This window comes from Vibrio galatheae (assembly GCF_000967545.1).
Classification (GTDB): domain Bacteria; phylum Pseudomonadota; class Gammaproteobacteria; order Enterobacterales; family Vibrionaceae; genus Vibrio; species Vibrio galatheae.
Genome location: NZ_JXXV01000002.1, coordinates 20,580 through 46,018 on the forward strand (window position 1 = coordinate 20,580; position 25,439 = coordinate 46,018).

At 45.7% G+C, this 25,439-nt stretch carries 23 protein-coding genes; 18 read left to right on the top strand and 5 right to left on the bottom strand.

The genetic code is table 11. The annotated features are described in order from the left end of the window. Positions 1 to 17 precede the first annotated feature (17 nt). From TW81_RS00250 to ygfZ, 3 genes are all read right to left on the bottom strand, one after another. On the bottom strand, positions 18 to 224 hold the full coding sequence (locus TW81_RS00250; protein WP_045953722.1) for a DUF1107 domain-containing protein: 207 nt from the start codon (positions 222 to 224) through the stop codon (positions 18 to 20). A gap of 636 nt (positions 225 to 860) precedes the next feature. Further along, a complete protein-coding gene (locus tag TW81_RS00255; RefSeq protein ID WP_045953723.1) occupies positions 861 to 1,337 on the bottom strand; it encodes an aminoacyl-tRNA deacylase in 477 nt (158 codons plus the stop codon). Further along, positions 1,330 to 2,298, bottom strand: a complete 969-nt coding sequence (gene ygfZ / locus TW81_RS00260) for a tRNA-modifying protein YgfZ (RefSeq protein WP_045953724.1) — start codon at positions 2,296 to 2,298, stop codon at positions 1,330 to 1,332. Before ygfZ ends, TW81_RS00255 begins: the two co-directional genes overlap by 8 nt. Positions 2,299 to 2,498: 200 nt before the next feature. Here ygfZ and TW81_RS00265 point away from each other — a divergent pair, with 200 nt between their 5' ends. Both TW81_RS00265 and TW81_RS00270 read left to right on the top strand, forming a co-directional pair. After that, entirely contained in the window at positions 2,499 to 2,759 is a 261-nt protein-coding gene (locus tag TW81_RS00265) for an FAD assembly factor SdhE (RefSeq protein ID WP_045953725.1), read from the top strand. After that, positions 2,728 to 3,126 (top strand): protein YgfX, encoded by a 399-nt coding sequence (locus tag TW81_RS00270; protein ID WP_338061728.1) that lies wholly within the window; start codon positions 2,728 to 2,730, stop codon positions 3,124 to 3,126. The genes TW81_RS00265 and TW81_RS00270 overlap by 32 nt, the downstream gene beginning before the upstream one ends. A gap of 11 nt (positions 3,127 to 3,137) precedes the next feature. Here the strand turns inward: TW81_RS00270 and nadB are convergent, their stop codons facing one another. Further along, positions 3,138 to 4,751: an L-aspartate oxidase gene (nadB, locus tag TW81_RS00275; protein WP_045953727.1), complete on the bottom strand. Its 1,614-nt coding sequence runs from the start codon at positions 4,749 to 4,751 to the stop codon at positions 3,138 to 3,140. 412 nt (positions 4,752 to 5,163) lie between these two features. On the opposite strand from nadB, the gene rpoE reads away from it, so the two are divergent. The 11 genes from rpoE (at position 5,164) to acpS (ending at position 14,441) form a co-directional block, all read left to right on the top strand. After that, positions 5,164 to 5,742, top strand: a complete 579-nt coding sequence (rpoE, locus tag TW81_RS00280) for an RNA polymerase sigma factor RpoE (protein ID WP_045953728.1) — start codon at positions 5,164 to 5,166, stop codon at positions 5,740 to 5,742. A 13-nt stretch (positions 5,743 to 5,755) separates the two neighbouring features. Continuing rightward, on the top strand, positions 5,756 to 6,379 hold the full coding sequence (locus tag TW81_RS00285; RefSeq protein WP_204243966.1) for an RseA family anti-sigma factor: 624 nt from the start codon (positions 5,756 to 5,758) through the stop codon (positions 6,377 to 6,379). Next, positions 6,376 to 7,341 carry a sigma-E factor regulatory protein RseB gene (rseB, locus tag TW81_RS00290; RefSeq protein WP_045953730.1) on the top strand — a complete coding sequence of 322 codons (966 nt, stop codon included), beginning with the start codon at positions 6,376 to 6,378 and terminating at the stop codon, positions 7,339 to 7,341. Before TW81_RS00285 ends, rseB begins: the two co-directional genes overlap by 4 nt. Then, positions 7,338 to 7,808 carry a SoxR reducing system RseC family protein gene (locus TW81_RS00295; RefSeq protein WP_045953731.1) on the top strand — a complete coding sequence of 157 codons (471 nt, stop codon included), beginning with the start codon at positions 7,338 to 7,340 and terminating at the stop codon, positions 7,806 to 7,808. The genes rseB and TW81_RS00295 overlap by 4 nt, the downstream gene beginning before the upstream one ends. Positions 7,809 to 7,934: 126 nt before the next feature. After that, entirely contained in the window at positions 7,935 to 9,728 is a 1,794-nt protein-coding gene (lepA, locus tag TW81_RS00300; protein ID WP_045953732.1) for a translation elongation factor 4, read from the top strand. 90 nt (positions 9,729 to 9,818) lie between these two features. Next, positions 9,819 to 10,715 carry a signal peptidase I gene (lepB, locus tag TW81_RS00305; protein WP_045953733.1) on the top strand — a complete coding sequence of 299 codons (897 nt, stop codon included), beginning with the start codon at positions 9,819 to 9,821 and terminating at the stop codon, positions 10,713 to 10,715. A 163-nt stretch (positions 10,716 to 10,878) separates the two neighbouring features. Further along, entirely contained in the window at positions 10,879 to 11,556 is a 678-nt protein-coding gene (rnc, locus tag TW81_RS00310) for a ribonuclease III (protein ID WP_045953734.1), read from the top strand. Then, positions 11,549 to 12,526: a GTPase Era gene (gene era / locus TW81_RS00315; RefSeq protein WP_045953735.1), complete on the top strand. Its 978-nt coding sequence runs from the start codon at positions 11,549 to 11,551 to the stop codon at positions 12,524 to 12,526. Before rnc ends, era begins: the two co-directional genes overlap by 8 nt. 81 nt (positions 12,527 to 12,607) lie before the next feature. Next, on the top strand, positions 12,608 to 13,330 hold the full coding sequence (recO, locus tag TW81_RS00320; protein ID WP_045953736.1) for a DNA repair protein RecO: 723 nt from the start codon (positions 12,608 to 12,610) through the stop codon (positions 13,328 to 13,330). Then, on the top strand, positions 13,327 to 14,058 hold the full coding sequence (gene pdxJ, locus TW81_RS00325) for a pyridoxine 5'-phosphate synthase (protein WP_045953737.1): 732 nt from the start codon (positions 13,327 to 13,329) through the stop codon (positions 14,056 to 14,058). The genes recO and pdxJ overlap by 4 nt, the downstream gene beginning before the upstream one ends. Positions 14,059 to 14,060: 2 nt before the next feature. Next, the gene (gene acpS, locus TW81_RS00330) at positions 14,061 to 14,441 is read left to right on the top strand and encodes a holo-ACP synthase (protein ID WP_045953738.1); all 381 of its coding nucleotides are present in this window, start codon (positions 14,061 to 14,063) and stop codon (positions 14,439 to 14,441) included. A 17-nt stretch (positions 14,442 to 14,458) separates the two neighbouring features. Here the strand turns inward: acpS and barA are convergent, their stop codons facing one another. Further along, on the bottom strand, positions 14,459 to 17,248 hold the full coding sequence (gene barA, locus TW81_RS00335; protein ID WP_045953739.1) for a two-component sensor histidine kinase BarA: 2,790 nt from the start codon (positions 17,246 to 17,248) through the stop codon (positions 14,459 to 14,461). 183 nt (positions 17,249 to 17,431) lie between these two features. Between barA and rlmD the strand changes: the two genes are divergently transcribed. The 5 genes from rlmD to eno all read left to right on the top strand — a co-directional run bounded on the left by rlmD (position 17,432) and on the right by eno (position 25,164). Beyond that, positions 17,432 to 18,751: a 23S rRNA (uracil(1939)-C(5))-methyltransferase RlmD gene (rlmD, locus tag TW81_RS00340; RefSeq protein WP_045953740.1), complete on the top strand. Its 1,320-nt coding sequence runs from the start codon at positions 17,432 to 17,434 to the stop codon at positions 18,749 to 18,751. 71 nt (positions 18,752 to 18,822) lie between these two features. After that, entirely contained in the window at positions 18,823 to 21,042 is a 2,220-nt protein-coding gene (gene relA, locus TW81_RS00345; protein ID WP_045953741.1) for a GTP diphosphokinase, read from the top strand. Positions 21,043 to 21,136: 94 nt separating this feature from the next. Continuing rightward, positions 21,137 to 21,934, top strand: coding sequence for a nucleoside triphosphate pyrophosphohydrolase (gene mazG, locus TW81_RS00350; RefSeq protein WP_045953742.1), 798 nt, complete (start codon positions 21,137 to 21,139; stop codon positions 21,932 to 21,934). Positions 21,935 to 22,146: 212 nt separating this feature from the next. Then, the gene (locus tag TW81_RS00355; protein WP_045953743.1) at positions 22,147 to 23,787 is read left to right on the top strand and encodes a CTP synthase; all 1,641 of its coding nucleotides are present in this window, start codon (positions 22,147 to 22,149) and stop codon (positions 23,785 to 23,787) included. 78 nt (positions 23,788 to 23,865) lie between these two features. Beyond that, complete coding sequence (eno, locus tag TW81_RS00360; protein WP_045953744.1) at positions 23,866 to 25,164, top strand: phosphopyruvate hydratase; 1,299 nt, start codon at positions 23,866 to 23,868, stop codon at positions 25,162 to 25,164. Positions 25,165 to 25,439: the final 275 nt, after the last annotated feature.

A 25,439-nucleotide genomic window follows, 5' to 3' on the forward strand; every position in this document is an offset into this window, starting at 1 on the left:
ACCCTAAAAAATTTGAACTATGCGTAAGCACAGCGAAGTTTCATGACTTCTTGGTTAATCTCTTTAACCGCTCTAAAATGTTTGCGCTTCGCTTTTTCTGGCAAGATGAGTTTACCATTATCAAACTCAAACTTTCCAACCCCGTATATGTAAATCCTTCCCTTAAATAACCGGCTAATGTGTTTAGCAATCATACCTGGTGTATAGCGCTTAAACAGTCTCATACAGTCATCCTTATGTTTAGCAAGCACTGCAAATTATACGTTTTCCCAGCCTGAAAGTTGTGATTATGATGGTGGAAAATGCAGATGAAACTGGCTTGTTTGGATATTTGTGTTGTTGTGGGCAAAATTGCGGATAAATATCCAATTTGTTGTGACGATAACCTCATTTATGTTCTGTGGAGGGAACCTGTCACTGACTCGAAATTGTGAAATATTAAGCCTCAGTTATATGACATATTTAAGAATAGTTTAACTTTTTGAGATGGTGTGAAAGATTTGTAATAAATGGAAAAAAAAGCCCGCAATAACACGCGGGCGAATAGTCACAGATGCATTACACAAAAAGTGGATGTCCTGAAACAATCAGTGGATTCACTTTTTAGTTGGAGAAGGATTCACAATCCTGACGAGCCACATACCAACTCATTGTCAGGCTGTGCCGCTCAATTGAATAAAATTGAACGAGCTTTAACCAACGAAGACAGCATACTTCAAAACAATTACAATGACTACTTATGCTTATATTTTGAATAATCATTTATTTACAAAATGATTATTGCTGCGATGATGATCAAGCTTTAATGTAATCGATTGCAATAAATTGCCGATAAATGACTTTTATTCTGGGGATTGGAGTTAATCTCGACAGATTTGGCCAATAACAGGTTGGCAGAGCTGGACAAGGTCTTGGCAATCTAGCGCTATACCTGCCATATTCGAGCCGCTGCTGATGGTGACTTCGGGTTCTAGTAACAGTTGTTGGTCGAATACAATGACCATGGGCGTACGCAACAGCAAGGGGACAACCGTTCCGATCTTATAGCCTGTAAGAGAGGCAACTTCATTTACTGCCACACAAGTCATGCGTCTCCAATCAAGCAGAGCTCTCACTTTCTTCGGATCGACTGCCTTGTCGCCTGGGGCGCAGGCAATAGCAAAGCGGTTACTCATGTCTCTCAACACAATAGATTTAACCATTTGTGCCGGACGAATACCGCGTTGTTGCGCTGCGTCTTCAATGGTGGTCGCTGGAGATTGGTGAGGCAGCAGACGAAAATCGATCTGCTGCTGTGCAAGATATTGCGTTATGTGGGTCGATATAGGATCAGTCATGATCTTCTAAAGAGTATGGCAAGGATGCAAATGTCCATTCGTGATCAGGTTGATCTTTTAAACGTAGCTTAGTGTCTAGGTCGAGATTGTTGGGCAATACGACCAAAGCGAGCGCCTGACCATCTGTATATCGGTAGCTAGCAAGTAGCTTCCCGGCACTACGCCAGTTATCACCTACAGCACGTTCTAATTCAGCATTGGCATCAATCTCTGACTCTGCTGCACCTTGGACGATAAACAGTGCGCGCTTATTGATACCTCGATACTTGGCACGAGCGACGGTCTCTTGCCCAGTGTAACAACCTTTGCTAAAGCTGATGCCACCAAGCGCTTGAAGGTTGAGTGCTTGTGGAATATGTTCGTTTTGCTGTTCAGCGTTGAGCAGTGGTAGACCGGCCTTAATATCGTACAGAGTCCACAGCTCTTGTGACACTTTCTCTGCTTGGCTCTCTGTCACTAATTTTTCTGCACAAGGCGCATCCACTAATAGTAGCCAGCGTTTAGCGTCGATTTTCACTGCAGTACCGCCCTGAATTGGACGTACATCACCACCTTGAGATGACAGTGTATCGATAAACGCCGTTGCGGATTCACCCATTACACCCAAAGCCATTTCTTGCGTTTGAGCCATTTCTACTTTAGAGAAAATGGCGTATTTTTTCAGCTCCGCAAGTTCTTTTTCAATGATAGAGGCAGGCTGGAACATGGCATAGCCGCCATTGTGATGAAATAAACGAAAGACACTCCATACCTTACCCTTGGCGTCACAGTGAGCACCGAAAGTTGAGGTTTGTTCATCTAAGGTGACGACATCGCAAGTGACCTGACCTTGAAGATAGGATTTCTTATCGTCACCCACCATAGTGATGGCGCTCCAAGATGGAAGGTTTGCCACCGCGAGTGAAGGAAGTGCATCACTTGACGCAAGTTTTAGCGGTGAAAATGGTTTCTGCCAGTCCATGATTATTACCTAATAAAATCGTGATAGCTGTATGTTAGCGCTGAATCCTAGTGATAAACAACCTTTAGAGTTGTAGGCGTTTAATTACAAGTTGAAAGCGGAAAATCATGACCTTGCTCGGGAGTGTGACTGGCGTACTAGTTGTAAGTGGATTTGCTTGTTACACTCGGCGCAAACAACCGATTAGGTGAGGAATTAGAATGTATACCGCAGAAGAAAAAGCGCGTATTAAATGGGCATGTCGCCGCGGAATGCTAGAGCTTGACGTCGTGATTATGCCTTTTTTTGAAGAATGTTTTGACGCCCTACAAGAAAATGAAAAAAATGACTTCGTGTCGCTACTCGAATGTGATGATCCCGATTTGTTCACTTGGATTATGGGGCATGGCCGCAGTGAAAACCTAGGCCACGCAGCTATGGTCGATAAGATTGTCGCGCATAACCTCAGCAAAGTGCGCTAGGTTTATCCTTCGCCCTTCATATACCTCTTCCATAGCCAGTGTCTTGATTGTGATGCTGGCTATTTCAATTATTACCCTCTCTTCAATTCCGCTCCCCGCTAGTTGCTATTTGTTTTACTTACTCGCTAAGCGTATTGCCGCCAATGATATCTTGCTACCGTCCTTGCAAGGTGAGGTCGAATTTAGTGGCGCTGCGGAGTGCAAAACAGCCCTCGGAGCATTTAAGATAAGCAAAGTGAATTTTGTGGTAATGGCGTTTGGATTGTTAATTACCAAGGCGGATAAGACACGCGTAATACTGTGGCGTGATAGCTTAGCGGAAGCGAACTATCGTCATTTGTTGGTGGTGTTAAAAAGGGAGCACTAGGCTCCCCGTGGTTACTTTTGTTGCTCTGGCAATAGTATGGTTGGGCCGCTATCTTGTGCAAGTTCAGGATAATCTAGCGTGTAGTGCAGGCCACGACTCTCCTTACGTTCCATTGCACAGCGCACCATCAGCTCAGCGACTTGCAATAAGTTGCGCAATTCAAGTAAGTTATTGGAAACTCTGAAGTTACTGTAATACTCATGCGTTTCTTGTTGCAGTAATTGAATACGGCGTAACGCACGTTCAAGGCGCTTATCCGTTCTGACAATCCCCATGTAGTCCCACATAAATAGACGTAACTCATGCCAGTTATGTTGGATCACCACTTCTTCGTCAGAGCAACTGACTTGGCTTTCATCCCAAGCAGGTAAAACGGGTGGCAAGGTGGCTTTGTCTAAACTGGCAATGATGTCATTCGCTGCCGCCCAAGCATATACTACACACTCAAGGAGTGAGTTCGACGCCATACGGTTGGCACCATGTAAACCGGTATAGCTGACTTCACCGATGGCATAAAGTTGAGAAAGATCGGTTTGACCTCGCTGATCGACCATCACCCCACCACAGGTGTAGTGAGCTGCGGGAACGATCGGGATCGGTTCTTTGGTCATGTCGATCCCAAGCTCAAGTAAGCGCATATTGATGGTTGGGAAATGTTTTTCAATGAAATCGGCGGGCTTATGGCTGATATCTAGGTACATGCAATCCGCACCTAAACGTTTCATTTCAAAGTCGATCGCACGGGCAACTACGTCGCGCGGCGCAAGCTCGCCACGATCATCAAAATCAGCCATAAAGCGCGAGCCGTCAGGTCGGCGTAGATAGGCCCCTTCACCTCGCAGCGCCTCGGTCAGCAAGAAGTTGCGTGCTTCTGGATGATACAAGCATGTTGGGTGAAACTGGTTAAACTCGAGGTTGGCTACACGGCAGCCTGCACGCCACGCCATGGCAATGCCATCACCGGAAGAGACGTCAGGGTTGGATGTGTATTGGTAGACTTTAGAAGCGCCGCCTGTTGCTAAGACAACAAATTTAGCGCGCACGGTTTCTACATGCTCTTCATTGCGGTTCCAGATATAAGCGCCAACTATTTTGTTTTCATTACCACCGACTTTATCTTCGGTAATGAGGTCAAGCGCGTTGTGGCGTTCTAGAACCGTGATATTGGGATGGTTGTGGACGTTATCTTGCAATGAGGTTTGCATCGCCATGCCCGTTGCATCGGCCGCGTGTAAAATTCGGCGATGGCTATGACCACCTTCACGGGTTAAGTGGTAGCGAGGAGCTTCGTCACTGTCATTTTCCATGCGATCAAAAGGAACGCCACCATCAATCAGCCACTGGACACACTCTTTGGCATTTTTTGCAATGAACTCCACCGTTTCTTGCTCACAAATGCCAGCTCCGGCAATCAAGGTATCTTGAACGTGAGATTCAATGCTGTCCGACTCGTCAAACACGGCGGCAATCCCACCTTGTGCATAGTAGGTCGCACCTTCACTACGCGGCCCTTTGCTGAGTACGATGACTTTTCCATACTCTGCGACACGTAACGCTAACGACAGACCTGCCGCGCCACTCCCTACCACTAACACATCACATTGATGTTCACGGTTTGCGTTCATAAAACTTTTAAATTCCCGAGTTAAATTGTACCTGTGCCACTTTATATCCCCAAAACCACTGCGGCTTGGCACGGCAACAGAGCGATCCCGCTCAAAAAACTTTGATTGAATTGCAACTTTGACTCTGAATACAGAGGTGTCACTCAGCAATAGTACCACTGTGGGAGTGGCTTTGCATAAATGCAATTCTTCGTAAATAGCATTGCTTTTCTCTACCTTGATCCTCACAATCTGAATCAAGAAGTAGATTGATGCTGCCTAGCAAAAATAGTTTTAAGAATTTTTGAACTTATCATTATTTGCTAGGTCACAATAGTGCTCATGTAAGCAGTGGTGTCAAGACTACATTGTGCATAATTAGTGCTCATATCTGAGAAGGTAAGGGCGAATAACAATAGGAGTACCCGCTCGAATGAACGAGCAGCTGACCGATCAAGTATTAATTGAGCGAGTTCAGAATGGGGATAAGCAAGCATTCAACTTATTGGTGACTAAGTACCAGAATAAAGTCTGCAACCTTATTTCTCGCTATGTGAATAATCCTGGTGATGTTCCCGATGTAGCGCAAGAAGCATTTATAAAGGCGTACCGAGCGATACCAAGCTTTCGTGGTGAAAGTGCCTTCTATACTTGGTTATATCGGATTGCCGTTAATACTGCAAAAAACCACCTTGTTGCCCAAGGGCGCAGACCACCGGCGCAAGATGTGGATACTGATGATGCTGAATATTACGAAACAGGCAGTGCGTTAAAAGAAATTTCGAACCCTGAGAACTTAACGTTGTCCAACGAATTGAAACGTGTTGTTTTCAGTGCGATTGAAGCGCTACCTGATGATTTAAATACCGCAATGACGTTGCGCGAGCTCGATGGCTTAAGCTACGAAGAGATTGCAGCGGTTATGGATTGCCCTGTAGGAACGGTGCGTTCGCGTATCTTCCGTGCTCGTGAAGCGGTTGAAAAGAAAATTCAACCCCTTTTACAACGCTAGACCAGTAACATTAATGGTGAAAATAATGGCTGACAAAGAGAAACTTTCAGCACTCATGGATGGAGAGTTGGTTGATAAGGCTTTAATTTCTGAATTAGAGCAAGACCAAGATAGCCTGCAGATTTGGCAAAATTATCACTTGATTGGTGATGTGATGCGAGGTGATGCTCCGGAAAAACCGGAATGGAATATCGCTGAAAGTGTTGCGTTAGCGCTTGAGAGTGAACCTGCTCACTCGACGGTTACTCAGTTGGAACAACATCGTCAAGTTGAGTCTCAACCTACGCCAATGCAAGCTCGCAAACAGTTACCTGCGTGGCTGAATCAATTTGGTCAGGTAGCAATGGCTGCGTGTGTTTCTTTAGCTGTGATCTTGGGTGTCCAGCAGTATGGCGGAAGCGATGCTACCACTTCACCTGAGACAGAAACCTTACCTGTTCTACAAACGATTCCATTTTCTGGCACCGCTGAGCCTGTCAGTTTGACTCGCTCCTCAGTTGAGCAGCCAACGAATGATGTCAATATTCAGGAACAACGTCGTCGTATCCACGCGATGTTACAAGATTACGAACTACAACTACGCTTAAACAGTGAAAACATTGGGCATAGTGATAATCCTGAAACGGTAGTTGAATGAAAAAATTTCTGATCAGTGCGCTGACACTGTTCAGTTTGAATACACCAACAGCCTTTGCAGAACAAAACGCTGCAGAGGCTTTGTTGCTTCAAATGAACGAGGCTAGTCAGCATCTCAATTACGAACTCTCCTATATACTGATAAAGAAAAACAGTATCGAACCTTTGCTTTACCGTCACGCTAGAGCCGAAGAGCAACAACTCGCTCACTTGGTCTACCTAAGTGGTCCTGTGAGAGAGGTGATCCGCCGCGGTGACGAGGTGAGTTACATCGAACCAGGCGTTGAGCCATTTACTATTGATTCTGGCAAAATCGTTGCGCCGATCATTCCTTTATTAAACTCTGACGTAAACCAACTCAGCCATTTTTATGACTTTATCCCTGTAGGGCGTGCCCGTGAAGCAGGGACAGCCTGTCAGGTATTGCGTGTCGTTCCTAAAGATGGCCAGCGTTATTCGTATGTACTGTGGGTGGATGAAAGCACTAAATTGCCGTTGCGTGCTGACTTAGTTGATCGAGATGGAGAGGTTTTGGAACAATATCGCACTATTTCGTATTCGATTAATGAGAGAGTCGGCGATATCTTAAGTAGTTTGAATCAGGTTAAACTGCCTGAAGTTTTATCGCTGCCCAAAGGTCAAATAACTAATCCTTTCTGGACGGTCGGGTGGATTCCTAATGGTTTTGAAGCAAAAGAGTTGAACCGCTATCGCATGACCAATACTGAACGCATGGTGGAAAGCCAGATGTATGGCGATGGGCTATTTAGCTTCTCTGTCTATGTCTCTGATAGCGATAACTTATCGCTGAAAGGCCAACTGGTTCGCCAAGGACGCAGAACGCTGCATAGCTTTGTTCGTGGCGACCGAGAAATCTCAGTGATTGGTGATATACCGCCAGAAACCGCGAAACGTATTGCTCAATCTGTGACGTTCAAGAGCAATGAGAGTGCCACACAATGATGACGGCATTAGCGACCGTTTCAGCGGTTAAACCCGTCGCTGGTGGTTTTGATGTTGAATTGAGCTGCGAGCAACAAACTAGCTGCAGCAGTTGTTCATCGCAAAAAAGCTGTGGCACTGGCATTGTCTCTAAGGCGGTTGGTAACAAATCACTCCACTGGCATCTAATGACGCAAAAAATGGTCACCGCTGGGCAAGTAGTTGAGATTGGTTTGCCAGAAAAAAGTTTGCTGCAATCGGCAGCGGTGGTTTATCTGTTTCCCTTATTCGCCATGATTATCGGTGCATTCGTTGCGCAGTGGTGGTTGGCACCTATGTTTGCTTTTGGCGAAGGGGGCGTAATTTTGTGTTCTGCCTTGGCAACGCTAGGTGGGATTTTTCTGGCAAAACGTTTTTCCGCTAAATTAGAGCAGCAATCCTCGCAACAAGTCATACTTCTAAGGGTATTGGGCGAACCAATTAGCTAGTGCGAAGTCGCTAGAAATTGGGTAGAATCTGCCAACTTGATTGAAATGCCGTCGCTAACCGTGAAATTTATCGATGTTAGAGCGGCTTTCTTGTCCCTATTTTAAAGAGTTTAGTCACACCAAATCATGAAGCACATTCGTAACTTTTCGATTATCGCCCACATCGACCATGGTAAGTCGACCCTATCAGACCGTTTGATCCAAGTATGTGGTGGCTTAAGCGACCGTGAAATGGCCGCACAGGTTCTTGACTCCATGGATCTTGAGCGTGAGCGTGGTATCACCATTAAATCTCAGAGTGTGACTCTAAACTACACAGCTAAAGATGGTGAAACATACCAGCTTAACTTTATCGACACTCCTGGGCACGTTGACTTCGCATATGAAGTATCACGCTCTCTTGCTGCCTGTGAAGGTGCGCTATTGGTTGTCGATGCAGGGCAAGGTGTAGAAGCTCAAACGCTAGCAAACTGCTATACCGCGATCGAAATGGATCTTGAGGTTGTGCCAATCCTGAACAAAATTGACTTGCCAGCCGCCGATCCTGAGCGCGTTGCTGAAGAGATCGAAGAAATCGTCGGCATTGATGCGATGGAAGCAACACGTTGTAGTGCGAAAACAGGTATCGGTGTTGATGATGTATTAGAGAATATTGTCTCAGCGATTCCAGCGCCAGAAGGCGATCCAGACGCGCCACTGCAAGCGCTTATCATTGACTCTTGGTTCGACAACTATCTTGGTGTTGTTTCTCTGGTTCGTATTAAAAATGGTGAACTGAAGAAGAACGATAAGATCAAAGTGATGAGTACTGGCCAAACTTGGGGTGTCGATCGTCTTGGTATCTTTACGCCAAAACAGGTTGATACGGATGTATTGCGTACTGGTGAAGTGGGTTGGGTTGTTTGTGGTATCAAAGACATCTTAGGTGCCCCAGTTGGTGATACGCTGACATTGGCGAAAAACGGCAGTGAAACACCGTTACCAGGTTTTAAAAAGGTAAAACCTCAGGTATACGCAGGTCTTTTTCCTGTCTCTTCTGATGACTATGAAAACTTCCGTGATGCGTTAGGTAAACTGAGCCTTAACGACGCATCGCTATTCTACGAGCCAGAAAACTCGGCGGCATTAGGCTTTGGTTTCCGATGTGGTTTCCTTGGTATGCTGCATATGGAAATAATTCAAGAGCGTTTAGAACGTGAGTACGATCTTGATTTGATCACCACGGCGCCAACTGTAGTTTATGAAGTATCGCAAACAAACGGTGAAATTCTCTATGTTGATAGCCCAGCTAAACTGCCAGCGGTGAATGACATCGAAGAAATTCGTGAACCTATCGCACGTTGTAATATCTTAGTGCCTTCAGATTATCTTGGTAACGTTATTACACTATGTGTTGAGAAGCGTGGCGTTCAGGTTGATATGGTTTATCACGGTAACCAAGTGGCTGTGACCTACGATATTCCGATGGCTGAAGTAGTACTCGACTTCTTCGACCGTCTAAAATCAACGTCTCGTGGCTATGCGTCGCTTGATTACAACTTCCAGCGCTTTGAAGCGTCGAACATGGTTCGTGTCGATGTACTGCTTAACGGCGACAAAGTTGATGCACTGGCGCTTATCACGCATAAAGATAACTCTCAGACTCGTGGTCGTCAGCTGGTAGAGAAAATGAAGGAATTCATTCCTCGCCAGATGTTTGATATCGCGATTCAAGCGGCAATCGGTAACCACATTATTGCACGTTCGACGGTTAAGCAGTTGCGCAAGAACGTAATCGCTAAGTGTTACGGTGGTGACGTGAGTCGTAAGAAGAAACTACTGAAGAAGCAGAAGGAAGGTAAGAAACGTATGAAGCAGATCGGTAACGTCGAACTGCCTCAAGAAGCGTTCCTAGCCATTCTTCACGTAGGAAAAGATTAATTTGTTGGGTTACCACGCTCAATAAGATAACTAAATAAGTGAAAGGGTTTCGGCTCTTTCACTTTCGTATTTTTGAGATAAGGGAAGTCAATGGCGAATACATTTGCACTCATCCTAGTGATTGTTACTTTTGTAACGGGTGTTGTCTGGGTTTTAGAGAAGTTGGTGTTTGCAAAAAAGCGCCAAGCAAAACTGGCTGAAGTCGAAGCGCAAACCAATGGTATAGATGCCGCTCTACTCGCCAAGGTAAAAACGCAGCCGTGGTGGATTGAAAATAGTGTGTCTATTTTCCCTGTGATTGCCGCGGTGTTAGTGCTACGTTCTTTTATTTACGAGCCGTTCCAGATTCCATCGGGTTCGATGATGCCAACACTTCTAGTCGGCGACTTTATCTTAGTTGAGAAATATGCGTATGGTTTGAAAGATCCCGTTTGGCGTACTCAACTGGTCGAAACAGGCAAGCCTGAGCGTGGGGATATAGTGGTATTTAAGTACCCGCCACAGCCAAGCATTGACTACATTAAGCGTGTTGTTGGTATGCCTGGGGATACAGTACGTTATAACAGCAAAAAAGAAATCTGCATTCAGTCTCAAGGTGACAGCAGTTGTCAGTCAGTGAAACTGTCGAATGTTGAAGAAAGTCCTTTTATCCAAAACGGTATTCCGTTGATTCAATTGGATGAAAAGTTAGGTCAAGTTGACCACCAAATTTTGGTTAATCCGCTGCGCCGTGATCGCGTTGAATTATATCAACCACGTAATGGTGTCAATGAGTGGGTTGTACCTGAAGGTCAGTACTTTGTTATGGGCGATAACCGTGACAACAGTGCCGACAGTCGCTATTGGGGCTTCGTCCCTGAAGCAAACCTAGTCGGTAAAGCCGTCGGCATCTGGATTAGCTTTGAATTTGAGCGTAGTGCAGACAGTGTTTTACCGTCTTGGATTCCAACTGGTGTGAGGTTTAACCGCATCGGTGGTATTAACTAAATTTTCGTCATAGTTGTTACCACAGCGTTGTTGACTGTATAAATCCACCGGAACGCCGGCCGCCCTAATTAAATAGGACTTCTATGTTCATAGGGCTGGATTTATTAGTCGCCTAGCTGTGAAACCAACTATTTAGAAAATTAAAAACTATGAATGAGAGAGCATGAATTCTCCTATTGCACAACTAGAGAAAAGGCTTGGCTATCAGTTTAATGATGCTGAGCTAATCAGTTTAGCGCTGACTCACCGCAGCGCTAATGGTAAACATAACGAGCGTCTTGAGTTCTTGGGCGATTCAATTTTAAGTTTTGTCATTGCTGATGATCTTTATCACCGTTTCCCGAAAGTTAACGAAGGGGACATGAGCCGCATGCGTGCCACTTTAGTACGTGGCCATACACTTGCGGAGCTAGGTCGTGAATTCGAACTAGGAGATCACTTAAAATTAGGTCCAGGTGAATTAAAAAGTGGCGGTTTCCGTCGTGATTCAATTCTTGCCGACGCTGTGGAAGCCATCATAGGTGCTATTTACTTAGATAGCGATATTGAGGTGGTGCGTGGCATTATTCTAAGCTGGTACAAAACGCGTCTTGATGGGATCAAACCGGGTGTTTCTCAGAAAGATCCCAAAACGCGTTTGCAAGAGTTCCTCCAAGGAAGAAGAAAGCCGCTACCTGCTTACACAGTGACTAATATTAAAGGTGAAGCACATAACCAAGAATTTACGGTTTCGTGCGAAGTGGCAGGTATTGGACAACCTGTTATTGGTAAGGGCACCAGCCGCCGCAAGGCAGAACAAGCGGCTGCTGAATTAGCACTAGAGCAATTGACCAATGACTGATTCAACTGACAACAACGAATTTGATATCGACGCGTATTTCTCGTCGGATAACCAACCAGAAAGTACGCCAGAAAATCAACACTGTGGCTTTGTGGCGATTGTAGGTCGCCCAAATGTAGGTAAATCAACACTTCTTAACCGTATTCTTGGTCAGAAGATTTCGATTACATCGCGTAAACCGCAAACGACGCGTCACCGTATCATGGGTGTTGATACCGAAGGCGATTATCAAGCGATCTACGTTGATACACCTGGACTACATATCGAAGAGAAACGTGCCATCAACCGTTTGATGAACCGCGCGGCGAACTCGTCTCTTAGTGATGTCAACTTAGTGTTCTTCCTTGTGGATGGAACGCATTGGACCAATGATGATGAAATGGTTCTGACTAAGTTGCAAAAAGCTAATTTCCCGGTCGTGTTGTGTGTCAACAAGGTCGATAACGTCCAAGATCGTAATGAAGTCATGCAGCACATGATGGATATGTCGCAGAAAATGGACTTTGTTGATGTTGTGCCAATTTCGGCTAAGCAAGGTAAAAACATTGATGTGCTACGTAAACATGTCCGTGAACATTTACCGAAAGCGACGCATCACTTCCCAGAAGAGTATGTAACAGACCGCTCGCAACGTTTTATGGCGTCGGAAATCGTACGTGAAAAACTGATGCGTTTTACTGGTGAGGAACTGCCTTATTCAGTTACGGTTGAGATTGAGCGTTTTGATTACAACCCAGAAACTGACGGCTTCCATATCAATGCGTTGATCTTAGTGGAACGTAATGGCCAGAAGAAAATGGTGATTGGTAAAGGCGGCGAGAAGATCAAAACAATTGGTCGTGAAGCACGCCTTGATATGGAAGAGCTCTTTGGTCGCAAGGTTTACCTAGAGACTTGGGTAAAAGTTAAATCGGGTTGGGCGGACGATGAACGTGCATTGCGTTCACTTGGCTACATTGACGATCTGTAACCAGAGAGAGGCATAACGCTTCGCTCCCATAGTGATATTGAAAAGGAGCCGCTTGGCTCCTTTTTTAGATTAGTAGGTGTTATGTCATCAGAAGGTTTACAGCGCTGTTTCGTGCTTCATCGCCGACCTTATAGCGAATCGAGTCTGATTCTCGACGTGTTTAGCGAGGAATATGGTCGTGTCACTCTGATGTCCAAAGGGGCAAGGAGTAAACGCTCAAACCTCAAGGGCGCACTGCAGCCTTTTACTCCACTATTGCTTAAATGGTCTGGCAACGGTTCAATGAAAACATTGCGCCAAGCCGAGCCAATCAGCCTTGGTTTGCCGCTAACGGGAATCAACCTTTATTCAGGAATGTATGTCAATGAACTGATTGGCCGCGTTCTGATGGCGGAAGTCGCCATGCCTGCACTTTTTCACGACTATTTACACGCATTGACTGAGCTTGCTCAGTGTGACAACCCCGAACCAGCCTTAAGACGATTTGAACTCGCCTTGCTGTCAGCAATGGGATATGGGGTGGATTTTATGCACTGTGCCGGTACGGGCGAGCCCGTTGACCCTAAGATGACTTATCGTTATCGCGAGCAAAAAGGATTTATCGCCTCAGTGCGTAGCGATAACCTGACTTTCTATGGTAGTGAACTGATTGCCATTAGTGAACGTCGCTTCACCACAAAAGAACAACTTAAAGCGGCAAAACGCTTTACACGTATAGCCCTAAAGCCGTATCTTGGCGGCAAACCATTAAAAAGCAGGGAACTCTTTATGAGTATGGTTCCCAAACGGAGTATTGGAAAATGAGTTCAATTTACCTAGGTGTAAACATCGACCACATCGCAACGCTACGTAACGCGCGTGGTACTAAGTATCCTGATCCTGTTCACGCAGCCGAAATCGCTGAGCGTGCCGGGGCTGATGGAATTACTATCCACCTTCGTGAAGACCGCCGTCATATTAATGATCGTGATGTCCGCATTCTACGTGAAACTCTGCAAACACGTATGAACCTAGAAATGGCCGTTACCGATGAAATGGTCGAAATTGCGCTGAATGCCAAGCCAGAATATGTTTGTTTAGTACCGGAGAAGCGTGAAGAGCTGACTACAGAAGGTGGCCTTGATGTTGCGGGGCACCTCAACAAGGTAAAAGCGGCAACGAAAAAACTCACTGAAGCTGGGATTAAAGTGTCGCTGTTTATTGACGCAGACCGCGAACAAATTGATGCAGCGAAAGCGTGTGGCGCACCTTTTATTGAATTGCACACAGGTCACTATGCCGATGCCGAGACTGAAGCCGATCAGCAAGATGAACTAAAGAAAATTGCGGCTGGAGCAAGTTACGCTGCCGATCTTGGTATCACGGTAAATGCTGGTCACGGCTTGACGTATCACAATGTTGCACCGATCGCGGCAATTCCAGAAATCTTTGAGTTGAACATTGGTCACTCAATTATTGGCCGCGCGGTCTTTGATGGATTGCATAAAGCGGTTGCGGACATGAAAGCCGTTATGGTTGAGGCTCGTCGTTAGTCATGGCAATCGTGGGTTTAGGTACAGACATCGCTGAGATTGAGCGCGTCGAAAAAGCTTTCTCTCGAAGCGGCGATGCGTTTGCTAAGCGAGTCTTAACCCAAACTGAGCTTGGAAAGTTTGCCACGCTTAAACAGCAAGGTCGATTCCTAGCTAAGCGTTTTGCGGCAAAAGAGGCTGCATCAAAAGCGCTGGGAACGGGTATTGCACTTGGTGTCAGTTTTCAAGACTTTGAAGTCACCAACGATGAGCTCGGTAAACCCGTGCTGACCCTAACAGGGAAAGCATTGGAATTAGCCAAACAAAAACAGGTGGGGCATATCCACCTGTCTATTTCTGATGAGCGCCACTATGCGGTGGCGACTGTGATTCTAGAGAGCTAATACTTTAGCTCTTTTGTTTATACTTCTAGATAGGGCTTAGCGCTTGCTTCGACCTTTTCCATTTCATCTTGTAGCTCGAACAATTCTGGCTCAATATCTTCAATGCTAGAGCCTGAACGCAGGGCTTTTTCTATCGTCGCACACACACTTTTTAGCCTCGGCACACCACAGTATGAGCTACTGCCATGCAATTTATGTACGTGGTGGATAAACTGTTCGACATCGAAGTGGTCATCTTCCAAAGCGCCTTCCACAATCGCGTTAACTTCCGGAATGTAATCAACCAACATCTTCAGCATGTCGCGCGCGAGATCTTGTTTGTTGGCCGATTGTTTGAGTGCTGCTTGCCAATCAATAATGATATTGCTGTGCTCGATAGGGGATGAGTTTTCAGCCTCATTTTCTATCACCATAGCTGAGGTGGAAATATCAAGCTTTTCCAGTTCTTTTGCGTTAGTGTGAGGGTTCCAGTGCATCAATACTTGTTGCAGAACATGCTCTTCAATCGGTTTGGTTAGGTAGTCATCCATCCCCGCTTTTAGTAGGCGATCGCGCTCTCCTGTCATTGCGTGTGCGGTAACGGCTATCACGGGGGTATTCGCATTGAGTTCAGTTTGCTTAATGTTGCCACATGCTGTGACTCCATCCATGTGTGGCATTTGAATGTCCATTAAGATGATGTCGAAATGTTGTACTTCGGCCTGTTTTACTGCGTCGACGCCGTTGGTACAGGTAATCACACTTTCTACCCGTTCTTGCAATAGAGCGCTGATCAGCTTTAGGTTGGCCGGATTATCATCGACGGCCATCACTCTGAGTGGCAAGGTTTCGCTGTTTTGCTCAGGGCTTTCAAAAAGTGGGATACTTTCCTGGTTGGCGGCTAAGGTTTGCAGCAGTTTACGTCGTGATAATGGCTTAGTAATACAGTGAATCTGGTATCGCTGAATTAAATGATCCGATAAGGCGAGGGCAGTACTTGGTGTGCCGACGACAACGTGTGGGGCACAGCGCATCGCTTGCTCAACCATTAATTGAACTGATTCGACATCATTGTCTTTGCTCGGTGATAGGTTGAGTAGCACGTAGTCAAAGCTTTCTGTTTCTTCCGGTAAAGAGGAACGGTAGGTGACGACCAAACCTTCTTGAACCAGTGTTTGTTGAATCACCGAGGCGGCTTGCATGTTAGGTTCAACCAGCAGCAAGGTTCGTTGACGAAGCACCTGAGTTTCAAGTAAATCGCTAACCGGCATATCGGTCGATGCTAGACGAAGAGTAAACCAGAACGTCGACCCTTGGTGCAGGCGACTGGTTAGGCTGATTTCGCCACCCATTTGACTGACCAATTTCTGGGTAATAACCAGACCTAATCCCGTACCGCCATAGCGACGAGAAATACTGGCATCGGCCTGACTAAAGGCTTGGAACAGTTGTGACTGCTGGCGCTCCGAGATACCAATACCGGTATCGCGAACCATGAATTGCAACTCAACTGAGTCATCGCGTTGCGAACGGAGTTCAACGCTGATATCAATATTGCCGCGTTCGGTAAACTTAATCGAGTTGCCGACAAGGTTAGTGAGAACTTGCTGAATACGTAATGGATCGCCGACAAGACCGGTTGGAATTTTAGGGTCGATTTTTAATGTTAGCTCTAACCCTTTCTCATGAGCGCTGGTGGCTTGTAGGCTGACAACCTCTTCCAATGACGATTGGAAATCAAATGGAATGTTTTCTAAGGCCAACTTACCCGCTTCAAGTTTAGAAAAGTCGAGAATATCGTTGATGATATTCAGTAGGTTGTTGGCCGATTTTTCGATAGTGAGCAGGTAATCGGTTTGGCTATTGGTTAGGGTGGTCTTGAGCATTTGGCGCGTAAAACCAATCACACCATTTAGCGGGGTTCTTAGCTCATGTGACATATTGGCTAAGAACTCTGATTTGACTCGCGCGGCTTCCTGAGCTCGTTTTTTCGCAATATCCAGCTCGACGTTTTGAATTTCTAACTGCTCTAATGTTTCGCGCAAATCGGAAGTGGCTTGGTCGATGCTGTGCTGCATTTCAACATGGTACTCAGACAGCGATACCGCCATGGCATTGATACCATTTTTCAATGAGTCCAATTCACCATGCATTTTACCTTCAATACGCACATCTAGATGACCACGGCGAATTCGGTCGACCATACTCTTCATGTGTGAAATAGGACGTGTTACGTCATACATCAAGCGATAAGCAAACACGGCGGATAGCCCTAAACCAATCAGCATGACGAGAAAAGCTGAGAAAATCTCTTGGTATTGTTGGAGGCGCAAAGAAGAGAGATCGAGTTCAATCGCCACATAACCAAGTGCTGGATTCGAGTCTGGCCCTTTCATGGTGGCGACGATGCCAGATTCGGCGATCACTGGGGCGCGAAGAATCAAGGTGTTTTCTTGCAAAACAGAGCTTACTAGCAACGGAATAGGTTCCGTACGTGGAAAGGTCAGTAGCTCAAAATTGGGATGAAAGTTCGACGTTACGAATAGCTCGTGATTGTAGTCAAATACCGCAATACTGCGGACAAATTTGGAGTTTTTGCGATGAGCGTAGCTGATAATGCGGCGTACGGCTTCGCGACTGTTGTTCTTTAACCCTTCTTCACTGGCGATTGCCAGCGGTTCAATAATACTTAAGCCTGAGTTGACAACCTGCTTTTCTAAATCGTGATAGCGGTTGAATGAGAAAAAGGCACTGAGAAGCAAGCCGATAATCAGCGTCGGCGCTAAGGTAAGGGTAATAACGCGGGCGCGTAAGCCATATCTTGTCATTATTGTCTAAACATCGTGGTGTGGATATGGGAAAATAGCTTCCAAAAACAAGAGAAGCCGTCGAAGTTATCGCTTAAGCATAATCAACTCAGTCGGCTCAGACAATGATTCCGACTGAAAAGCTAGGACATCAGCAAATTTTCGAGCAATAGACCCTAAGGTCATAAATAGTAGGCACAAAACATGGCGCGTTTTTTCCAACCGAAGAAGAAAACTCAACTCGATACTAAGCATCAATCAGTTACGATTGAAAAGTTGGATCATCACGGCGCTGGTATGGCTTATCAAAACAAAAAGCCGATGTTTATTGAAGGCGCTTTGCCCGGCGAGAAAGTGCTGGTTCAGTTGACCGAAAGTAAGAGCAAGTTTGCTCGCGCCAAGTTGATCAAAATTCAAAAAGCGAGTCAGCAGCGCGTTGAGCCATTTTGCCAATATTACGCCGAGTGTGGTGGCTGTAATATGCAGCATTTAGCCAGCGCTTCACAGCAAGAGTACAAGCAGCAAACCCTTTCTCAGTTAATGAGTAAGTTTGCCGGGCAAAGCATCGCGTTAGAAGCGCCGATTAGTGGTGATGACAAAGGTTATCGTCGCCGAGCGCGAGTAAGTGTAAAGCTGAATAAGAAAACCCAAGCGTTAGAATTTGGTTTTCGTAAAAAACAGAGCAAAGAGATCGTCACGGTTACGCACTGCCCGGTACTGGATAAAGAACTTGATGCTCTGCTTGTCCCTTTGTATGAGCTGTTAAACCGCTTTTCAAATCGAGAAAATATTGGTCATATTGAGTTGGTGAAAGGTGACAACGCCAAGCTTATCGTACTGAGGCATCTAAAAGCGCTCAAAGAGAACGAACAGCAAAGCCTCGAAGAATTTGCACGTCTACACAATGCCAGTTTATATCTGATGCCAGAAAGCGATCAGCTCAATCGAGTTGTCGGCGAATCTGGTTACTATTTAGAAGCGGGAGTGACGATACCATTCGAGCCCAACAACTTTATTCAAGTCAATCAAAAGGTCAACCAAGCGATGATAGAGCAGGCTTTGTCTTGGCTTGACGTTAATCAACAAGATAGAGTGTTAGACCTCTTTTGTGGCTTAGGTAACTTTAGTTTGCCGATGGCGAAGCGAGTTGCGAGTGTCGTCGGGGTTGAAGGCGTGGATGCCATGGTCGAAAAGGCCTCCGCCAATGCTAAGGCGAATCAGATTACCAACACGGCTTTCTACCAAGCAAATTTGGAGCAAGATGTCTCTGGTCAGCCCTGGGCTGAGGAAAAATTTGATAAAATACTGCTTGATCCTGCTAGAGCGGGCGCAAGTGGTATTATAGAGCAGATATCAACACTAGGCGCGAGCCGAGTTGTGTACGTATCTTGTAATCCTGCTACGTTAGCCAGAGATTCTCAAAGCTTGCTTAATCAAGGCTTTAAATTACATAAATTAGGCATGCTCGATATGTTTCCACATACAAGCCATTTAGAATCAATGGCGCTCTTTGTTAAGGATTAAAGCGAACTTCCCAGTGAGTCAGTAGTCTCAACACGGGCAGTTCGAGAATAAAAAAGAACAGGACGAAAATAATGGTTGCGGTAAGAAGCGCACATTTAAATCAAGACGAACAGTTTGAGCTAGATAAGTGGATTGCTAGCCTAAAGCAAGATGCTAAGGTTACCCAGCGCTTAAAAGAAGTTTACCTCCGCAGTGAAGCGATTTTAGAAGGTAATGATCAAGGTCCGCTGCTCTTGTGGCGCGGAAGAGAAATGATCGAGATTCTTATCACTTTGTCGATGGATAAAGCCACCCTTGTGGCAGCACTGCTATTCCCATTGGTGTCGAGCGGTGCCTATGGACGTGAGCAGTTCAAAGAAGATTTTGGCAAAGAGACCATCAAGCTAATTGATGGTGTCGAAGAAATGGCGGCTTTAGGCCAGCTAAACGTGACGCTTGAAGGCAGTGCCGCATCTTCGCAAGTTGATAATGTGCGCCGCATGCTATTAGCCATGGTTGATGACTTCCGCTGTGTGATCATCAAGCTTGCTGAGCGAATTGCCTATTTGGTTGAAGTAAAGAAGGCCCCTGAAGATGTGCGCCGAGCTGCAGCTCAAGAGTGTGCCAATATTTACGCGCCACTGGCTAACCGTTTGGGGATTGGTCAGCTTAAGTGGGAAATGGAAGACTACGCTTTTCGTTACCAGCAGCCAGAAACATACAAACAGATAGCCAAGCAGTTGTCTGAGCGCCGGATTGTGCGTGAGCAGTACATCAAAGATTTTGTGGATGATCTTACGGCGGAAATGAAAGCCTCATCGATCAACGCCGAGGTTAGTGGTCGTCCCAAGCATATTTACAGTATCTGGCGAAAAATGCAGAAGAAAGGGCTGGCGTTTGATGAGCTATTTGATGTTCGCGCAGTACGGATTATCGCTGACAAACTGCAAGATTGTTACGCGGCATTAGGGGCGGTACATACTAAATACAAGCACTTACCTAGTGAGTTTGATGATTATGTTGCTAACCCTAAACCCAATGGTTATCAGTCCATTCACACGGTTATCTTAGGCCCTGAAGGCAAAACCATCGAAATTCAGATCCGCACCAAAGATATGCACGAAGATTCTGAATTAGGGGTTGCCGCGCACTGGAAATACAAAGAAGGTGGCGGTGGCCGTAGTGGCTACGACGAGAAAATTACTTGGTTACGTAAACTGCTTGATTGGCAAGAAGAGATGTCTGACTCGGGCGAGATGTTGGATGAACTGCGCAGTCAGGTATTTGATGATCGCGTCTATGCGTTTACCCCACGCGGTGATGTGGTTGATTTACCTATGGGGGCGACGCCGCTCGACTTTGCTTATCACATTCACTCAATGGTTGGTCACCGTTGTATCGGTGCGAAAGTAGCAGGACGTATTGTTCCGTTTACTCATAGGCTACAAATGGGTGACCAGGTCGAAATTATCACCGCCAAAGAGCCTAACCCATCGCGTGACTGGTTAAATCCATCGACGGGGTTTGTCACTTCCAGCCGTGCTCGTGCCAAGATCAATGCGTGGTTCCGTAAACAGAGTCGAGAGAAGAACCTTGAAGCTGGTCGTGAGATCTTAGAACAAGAGCTTTCCAAGATCGGTGCGACACTAAAAGATGCAGAGCAATATGGTCTTAAGCGTTTCAACATGAATACGCCAGACGAACTCTATGTGGGGGTTGGTAGCGGTGATTTGCGTATCAATCAAATCATTAACCACATCAATGCCTTGGTCAATAAACCGACCGCGGAAGAGGAAGATCAGCAAGCATTAGAGAAGTTACAAGAGGCTGAAAACAGAGCACCAGCACAAAGTCGACCAAAAAAAGATGCGGTTGTGGTTGAAGGGGTAGATAACCTGATGACCCACCTAGCGCGTTGCTGTCAGCCAATCCCTGGGGATGAAATCTCGGGTTACATTACCCAAGGTCGCGGCATCTCGGTACACCGCAGTGACTGTGAGCAGCTAGACGAACTGCGTCATCATGCGCCAGAGCGGATCATTGATACCGTTTGGGGCAGTGGTTTTGTCGGCTCATACATCTTGACGGTGCGTGTTGAAGCGATGGAGCGCAGTGGTTTGTTGAAAGACATCACCACCTTGTTTGCCAATGAAAAAATCAAAGTGACTAGCATGAAAAACCGTGTTGATTATCGCCGCCAACTGGCGATCATGGATTTTGATTTAGAAGTGACTAACATCGAAATACTGCAACGAGTTTCCAAGCGCGTTGAGCAGATTAAAGATGTGATGTCGGTGAAGAGGTTGGGGTAGTATCCAACTAAGGTAAAGAGAGATAACCTAAAGGTGAGCGGTTTTGGCCGCTCACCTTTTTCTTTAGATAAAAGATTTAAAGGAACATAAGAATATGAATCATCCTATTGAGCAGTTAGAACAAATCATGGCGCAGTTGCGCGATCCTGAGGGTGGTTGTCCGTGGGATCTGAAGCAGAGCTTTGACACTATTGTGCCGCACACGATAGAAGAAACCTATGAAGTGGTGGATGCCATTCACAACCGAGATTGGCCCAACCTTAAAGAAGAGTTGGGTGACTTATTGTTTCAAGTGATTTTTTATAGCCAATTGGCAAAAGAACAGAACTTGTTTGATTTTTCTGAAGTCGTCGAGAGCGTCAACGAAAAACTCACGCGTCGCCATCCACATGTATTTTCTGATGTTGAATTTGAATCTGATGAGCAAATCAATGCCAATTGGGAGGCGGAAAAAGCGAAAGAAAAAGCCCAAATAGGCAAAACGGAACAAAGTATTCTAGACTCAATACCGAACTCTCTACCGGCTTTATCGCGTGCCACAAAGATTCAGAAAAAGTGCGCCCAATTTGGCTTTGATTGGGACTCAATCGGTCCTGTGGTAGACAAAGTGCATGAAGAGATAGAAGAGGTGATGGATGAGGCTTTGCAAGTCTCTCCAGATGAAGAAAAAGTTGAACTCGAATTGGGGGACTTGCTGTTTGCTTGCGTAAATTTAGCGCGTCATTTGGGAGCCAACCCAGAAGCGGCGTTAAGCAAAGCCAACCTCAAGTTTTCGCGTCGATTCCGCGCCGTTGAACAGCACGTCGCCCAAGCGGGGCGAGAGTTAGGCGGATGTACGTTAGATCAATTGGAAGAATATTGGCAGCAGGTAAAGCGTCAAGAACCAGAATAAAGTGCAAAGATAGCGAAAGCTTTTTTAAGCGAAATGCGATTCAGAACAAAATCTCGCTGTCTGTTTTCTCTTTGTGCAGTTTGATTTGAAGCAAAAAATAAAAAATTGCAGTGTGATAGATTTCACGTTGTGGCGGATAAGGGCTTCTGGTATATTTATATCCCGTCCAGAAGAAATCCATTTTCCCTCATTCAACCAATTTCAGGTTAAACATGACGACAAATTACATTTTTGTTACTGGCGGGGTTGTATCCTCTCTAGGTAAAGGTATTGCAGCAGCATCTCTTGCGGCTATTTTAGAAGCTCGTGGTCTTAAAGTGACTATGATGAAGCTTGACCCTTACATCAACGTTGATCCAGGCACAATGAGCCCAACTCAGCATGGTGAGGTGTTCGTTACAGAAGATGGCGCTGAAACTGACCTTGACCTAGGTCACTATGAGCGTTTCATCCGTACCAAGATGACGAAGCGCAACAACTTTACTGCTGGTCGTGTTTACGCTGACGTTCTACGCAAAGAACGTCGTGGTGATTACCTAGGCGCAACGATCCAAGTTATTCCTCATATCACTAACGCTATCAAAGATCGCGTGATCGCTGGCTCTGAAGGTCACGATGTGGCTATCGTCGAAGTTGGTGGTACAGTGGGTGATATCGAATCACTACCATTTATGGAAGCGATTCGTCAGCTAGCGGTGGAACTAGGCCGTGAACGCGCGATGTTCATGCACCTTACTCTGGTTCCTTACCTAGCGGCAGCTGGCGAAGTAAAAACTAAGCCAACTCAACACTCTGTTAAAGAGTTGCTTTCTATCGGTATCCAGCCAGATATTCTTGTTTGTCGCAGTGATCGTATGATCCCGGCAAACGAGCGTAAGAAGATCGCTCTATTCTGTAACGTATCAGAAAAAGCCGTTATCTCTATGAAGGACGTAGATTCAATCTACAAGATCCCTCAACTTATCAAATCTCAAGGTTTAGACGACCTAGTATGTGCTCGCTTTGGTATTTCAGCTCCGGAAGCGGATCTGTCTGAGTGGGAACAGGTTATTTACGAAGAAGCCAACCCAACGGCGGAAGTCACTATCGGGATGGTTGGTAAGTACATCGAACTGCCTGATGCTTACAAATCGGTTAACGAAGCACTTAAGCATGCAGGTCTTAAAAATCGTCTAAGCGTGAAAATCAAGTACGTTGACTCACAAGATGTAGAAAGCAAAGGCGATGAGGCGCTAGCGGGTCTTGACGCAATTCTAGTACCAGGCGGTTTTGGTGATCGCGGTGTAGAAGGCAAGATCATGGCGGCGAAATACGCTCGTGAAAACAATGTACCTTACCTAGGTATCTGTTTAGGTATGCAAGTCGCACTGATTGAATACGCGCGTAATGTCGCGGGTATGGAAGGTGCGCACTCAACTGAATTTAATAAAGAGACTAAATACCCTGTTGTTGGTCTCATTACTGAATGGGTAGACGAATCAGGTAACGTTGAAGAGCGCACAGAGAAATCTGATCTAGGCGGTACTATGCGTCTTGGTTCTCAGCTATGTCACCTAGAGAAAGGGACTAAAGCTCGTGAACTCTACGGTAGTGCAACTATCCATGAACGTCACCGTCACCGTTACGAAGTGAACAACAATCTGCGTCCACAGATTGAAAAAGCAGGTCTAAAAGTCTCTGGTCTATCTGCAGACAAGAAATTGGTTGAAGTGATTGAGAACCCAGCTCACCCTTGGTTTGTAGCGGCTCAATTCCACCCTGAGTTCACATCAACACCTCGTGATGGTCACCCATTGTTTGCAGGTTTCGTGAAAGCGGCTGGTGAATACCAACGCGGCGAATTCGAGAAGTAAAAGGATACGGGCAGTAGAGTTAGTCGTTCTGCTGCCTTTAATTTTGACATTATATATTCAACGAGAAGGAAACATTCAATGTCTAAGATCGTTAAAGTTCTAGGTCGTGAAATCATCGATTCACGTGGTAACCCAACAGTAGAAGCTGAAGTACACCTAGAAGGCGGTTTCGTAGGTATGGCTGCTGCTCCATCTGGTGCATCTACTGGTTCACGCGAAGCTCTTGAGCTACGTGACGGCGACAAAGCACGTTTCCTAGGTAAAGGTGTTCTTAAAGCTATTGAAGCGGTTAACGGTGCAATCGCAGAAGCTCTAGTTGGTAAAGATGCAAAAGACCAAGCTGCAATCGACGCAGTAATGATCGAGCTAGACGGTACTGAAAACAAATCTAAGTTCGGTGCTAACGCAATCCTAGCCGTTTCTCTAGCGAACGCTAAAGCTGCTGCGGCTGCGAAAGGCATGCCTCTATACGAGCACATCGCTGAACTAAACGGTACAGCGGGTCAGTTCTCTATGCCTCTACCTATGATGAACATCATCAACGGTGGTGAGCACGCAGACAACAACGTTGACATCCAAGAGTTCATGATCCAACCAGTTGGCGCTAAGACTCTTAAAGAAGCTCTACGTATCGGTGCTGAAGTATTCCACAACCTAGCTAAAGTTCTTAAGTCTAAAGGCTACAGCACTGCAGTTGGTGATGAAGGTGGTTTCGCTCCTAACCTTAAGTCTAACGCTGAAGCTCTAGAAGTTATCGCGGAAGCTGTTGCAGCTGCTGGTTACGAACTAGGTAAAGACGTTACTCTTGCTATGGACTGTGCTGCATCTGAGTTCTTCGACAAAGAAGCTGGTATCTACAACATGAAGGGCGAAGGTAAAACTTTCTCTTCTGAAGAGTTCAACCACTACCTAGCTGAGCTAGCGAACAAGTTCCCAATCGTTTCTATCGAAGATGGTCTAGACGAGTCTGATTGGACTGGCTTCAAGCACCAAACTGAACTACTAGGTGACAAGCTTCAACTAGTAGGTGACGATCTATTCGTTACTAACACTAAGATCCTTGCTGAAGGTATCGAGAAAGGCGTAGCTAACTCTATCCTTATCAAGTTCAACCAAATCGGTTCTCTAACTGAGACTCTAGCTGCTATCAAGATGGCTAAAGACGCAGGTTACACAGCAGTAATCTCTCACCGTTCTGGCGAAACTGAAGATGCCACTATCGCTGACCTAGCGGTAGGTACTGCAGCAGGTCAAATCAAAACTGGTTCTATGAGCCGTTCTGACCGTGTTGCTAAGTACAACCAACTAATCCGTATCGAGGAAGCTCTAGGTGAGCGTGCTCCATTCAACGGTCTTAAAGAAGTTAAAGGTCAGTAATTCCTAGCGGATTATTAACTTAGAGCTTTAAAAAACGCCTCCGTTCTTGGGGGCGTTTTTGTTTTCAGATTGGTATTTAAGAGCGATAAGCCGTTCTGACCGTGTTGCTGCCATACCTAAAAGAAAGCAACCAACTAATCCGTATCGAGGAAGCTCTAGGTGAGCGCGCTCCTTTCAACGGTCTTAAAGAAGTTAAAGGTCAATAATTCCCAGCGAATTATCAACTTAAAGCTTTAGAAAATGCCTCCGCTCTCGGGTAATGCCGATCAGTTAAG